2 protein-coding genes and 1 pseudogene are annotated in these 3333 nt (G+C 66.3%); all 3 read left to right on the top strand.

Annotated features, from left to right (window positions below; genetic code table 11):
- The coding region (gene gcvT / locus ACIQ6O_RS15045) for a glycine cleavage system aminomethyltransferase GcvT (RefSeq protein ID WP_396208594.1) at positions 1–1097 on the top strand (1097 nt) is incomplete at its 5' end.
- Positions 1094–2767, top strand: a complete 1674-nt coding sequence (locus ACIQ6O_RS15040) for a sigma-54 interaction domain-containing protein (protein ID WP_396208593.1) — start codon at positions 1094–1096, stop codon at positions 2765–2767. The genes gcvT and ACIQ6O_RS15040, both read left to right, overlap by 4 nt.
- An 86-nt stretch (positions 2768–2853) precedes the next feature.
- Positions 2854–3333 (top strand): annotated as a pseudogene (locus tag ACIQ6O_RS15035) (hypothetical protein); the annotation flags it as partial.

The following is a 3333-nucleotide window of genomic DNA, read 5'->3' as shown; positions in this document are numbered from 1 at the left end:
TGACAGAGCTCAAGCGCACGCCGCTCCACGAAGTGCATGTCGCCCTCGGCGCCAAGATCGTTCCCTTCGCCGGCTACGAGATGCCGGTGCAGTATCCCACCGGCATCACGGTCGAACACAAGGCGGTACGTGAGGCCTGCGGCATGTTCGATGTGTCGCACATGGGTGAAGTGATCGTGCGCGGCCCCGACGCCATCCGATTCGTGAACAGCGTCACGAGCAACGATGTCGCCGCCCTCGGTATCGGGCAGGTGCAGTACAGCACGCTGCTGCGCGGCGACGGGACGATCGTCGACGACTTGCTCGTGTATCGCTTTGCCGACCACCTCATGCTGGTCATCAACGCCAGCAATCGCGACAAGGACATCGCGCACCTCGAAGCGCATCGCGCCGGCTTCGATTGCACGATGACGGATATCTCCGACGCGACGGCGCTGCTCGCCATTCAGGGGCCGCAGGCGCCCGCCATCGTGGCGTCGCTTGCTGATGTGCCACTCGACGGCATCAAGTACTACTGGTTCACCGAAGGCAACGTGGCGGGTGTGCCGTGCATCATCTCGCGCACGGGGTACACCGGTGAGCTGGGCTTCGAGTTGTACTTCGATCACGCGCAGGCGGCGCAGGTGTGGAACGCCGTGATGGCGGCGGGCCCGGTGACGCCAGCCGGACTCGGATGTCGCGATTCCCTGCGTCTCGAGGCCGGCATGTGCCTCTACGGCAACGAACTCGACGACCGTACCACGCCGCTCGAGGCGGGGCTCAACTGGCTCGTGAAGCTGGGTAAGGCCGAACCGTTCCTCGGAAAGGACGTGCTCGTGCGCCAGCATCAGGATGGCACCGATCGCAAGCTCGTGGGCTTCACGTTCGATGAGCGCGCCATTCCGCGGCACGGTTACGGTGTGGTGTATGGCGGCGTGACGATCGGTGAAGTGTGCAGCGGCACCATGAGTCCCACGCTCGGGATTCCCGTGGGCACCTGTTATCTGCCGAGTGCCGCGGCCGTGGAGGGCACCGCGTTCGAGGTGGAGATTCGCGGCAAGATGATCCCGGCTCGGGTGGTGAAGCTGCCGTTCTACAAGCGCCCGGGGAAGGCGTGACCATACGCGCACGCCCCACCAGCGCGGGGCGGCGCGGCGGCGTCGAGGCTGACACGTTCGGCGTCGTAGCCATTCTCATGACCGACGTCGAGCCGGCCGTCCGGCTCAATGCGGCACTCGAGGCGCAGGGCGTCCACACGGTCACCATCTCGCCGATGGATGATGTGCGTGGCGACCTGCGTCGCGTACGCCCCACGGTGCTCGTGCTCACGGGGGCGTTGCTTGACAGTGCGAACGTGGCGCTCGTGCGCCACCTGCTCTGGGACAATGTTGCGGTGATCGGCTTCACCGACGTCGTCGATCCGCTCATGCAGGAACGGCTGCGTGAGGTGGGCTACGCGGAAACGTGGCCGAAGCCGATCATCGTGGACGACGTGGTGGACAGCATTCGCCGGCGGCTCGAGCGGTTGCGGTTGGCAGCGGACACGGGGCTCGTCGGCGAATCGGCGGCGATCCGGGAAGTGCTTGTGAAGGTGGAGCAGATCGCCCCCGTCACGAGCACCGTACTCATCGAAGGGGAGAGCGGCACCGGCAAGGAGCTGGTGGCGCGCGCCGTGCACCGGCTCAGTCCGCGTCGTGGCAAGCCGTTCATCGCGGTGAACGTGGGCGCCCTGCCGGAGACGCTACTCGAAAGCGAGTTGTTCGGGCACGAGAAGGGCGCGTTTACTGGCGCGGCCGAGCGTCGACTTGGTCGATTCGAGCTGGCCGATACGGGGACGCTCTTCCTCGACGAGATCGGCGAGATCCCGCCTGCCACGCAGGTGAAGCTGCTGCGCGTGCTCGAAGAGCGTGAGGTCACGCGCGTGGGTGGCACGCAGACCATCCCGGTCGATGTGCGTGTCGTGGCCGCGACCAATCGGCCGTTGCGTGAGCACGTCGACGAGGGGGCGTTCCGTGCCGATCTGTTCTACCGGCTCAATGTGCTGAGCGTCTATCTCCCGCCGCTGCGCGAGCGCCGGGAGGACATTCCGTTGCTCGTCCGAAAGTTCGTCACGGAGTTCTCGCAGCTGCACGATCGCGCGTTCAACGGCATTTCGGCCGACGCGCTGGCGTTGCTCGTGGAGTATCAGTGGCCGGGCAATGTGCGTGAGCTCCGCAATCTCGTGGAGAGCATGGTCGTGCTCGCGCACGGTCGTGAAATCGTTGCCGACGACATTCCGCGCGCCATTCGCGAGAGTGGAGGGCGTCGCCTGTTGCCGGTGCCCGTGGGGCCGCTGGTGCAGGGGAGCGAGCGGGCACAGGGGCGGGAGCTCGAGTTCATCGTGCGTTCGCTCGTCGAGCTCAAGCTGCAGGTGGAAGAGTTGCGGCGACGCATGGACCTCGAGCAGCGCCCGGTGCAGGCGGCGGGGTGGGTAGGAGAGGTCCGGCCGGTCGGATCGCCCATGCCCGGGCTCACGGAGGTCCTGCCGGTGAGCGGCTACGGGCTGGTGCGTGGAGGCATCGAGCCGCGCGACGAGAGTATCTCGGCGACGGTCATCACGCTCGCTCCTGGCATGACGATGGCAGAGATCGAGCGCCTGGCCATTCAGGCGGCCCTCCGAGACACGGGCGGAAACCGTAGAAAAGCCGCAGATTTGTTGGGGATCGGGGAGCGGACGCTCTACCGGAAGCTCCGGGAGTACGAGGGCGAGGAGATCGCCGACGGTCAGGGCTCCGTAGACGAAGCTTGAGGTGTGACGCCTTACCTTCATGCGGGACAAGACGTTGGGAGCTTTTTTGGTCTTGCCAGAAGGCGATCCCGGTCACATATTCGCTCTTGTCGACAGCCGACCCCTCCCACCGGTCTGCCCCTGCACCGGAGCTTGATCTGTCCATTCCCGTCAATTTCGGCATGACTACACCGGCCTCGGCCCCTGGCGCCATCGCCGGCAGCGTCCTGCCCTTGCGGCGTGCCGAAGAGCTGATTGCGACGCTCCCGGGCGTCATTTCCGTGCGGATCATCCCCGGCGATTCGGGGGCCATCGAGGAGGTCCACGTCCTCACGACGGATCAGGTCGCCCCGAAGAACACGGTGCGGAACATCGAAAGCGCGCTGATGGCGCAGCTGGGGCTGCGGATCAACCACCGGAAGGTCTCGATCGCGACGACGCTCGACGCGCCGCGGGCGCTCGATTCGGTGGTCGAGTCTGTGACGCCGGTGGGGTTGAGCGCGATCCCTGGGGGAGCGGCCGCTCCGGCTGTGCCGTTCTCGGTTCCGGTGGCTCCCGTCATGCCGGCATCCCAGACGCCTCCGGCT

It is taken from the genome of Gemmatimonas sp. (assembly GCF_044345575.1).
Classification (GTDB): domain Bacteria; phylum Gemmatimonadota; class Gemmatimonadetes; order Gemmatimonadales; family Gemmatimonadaceae; genus Gemmatimonas.
The sequence above is the reverse complement of the archived record's forward strand: the minus strand, read 5'-3'. Positions and strand labels throughout refer to the sequence as shown.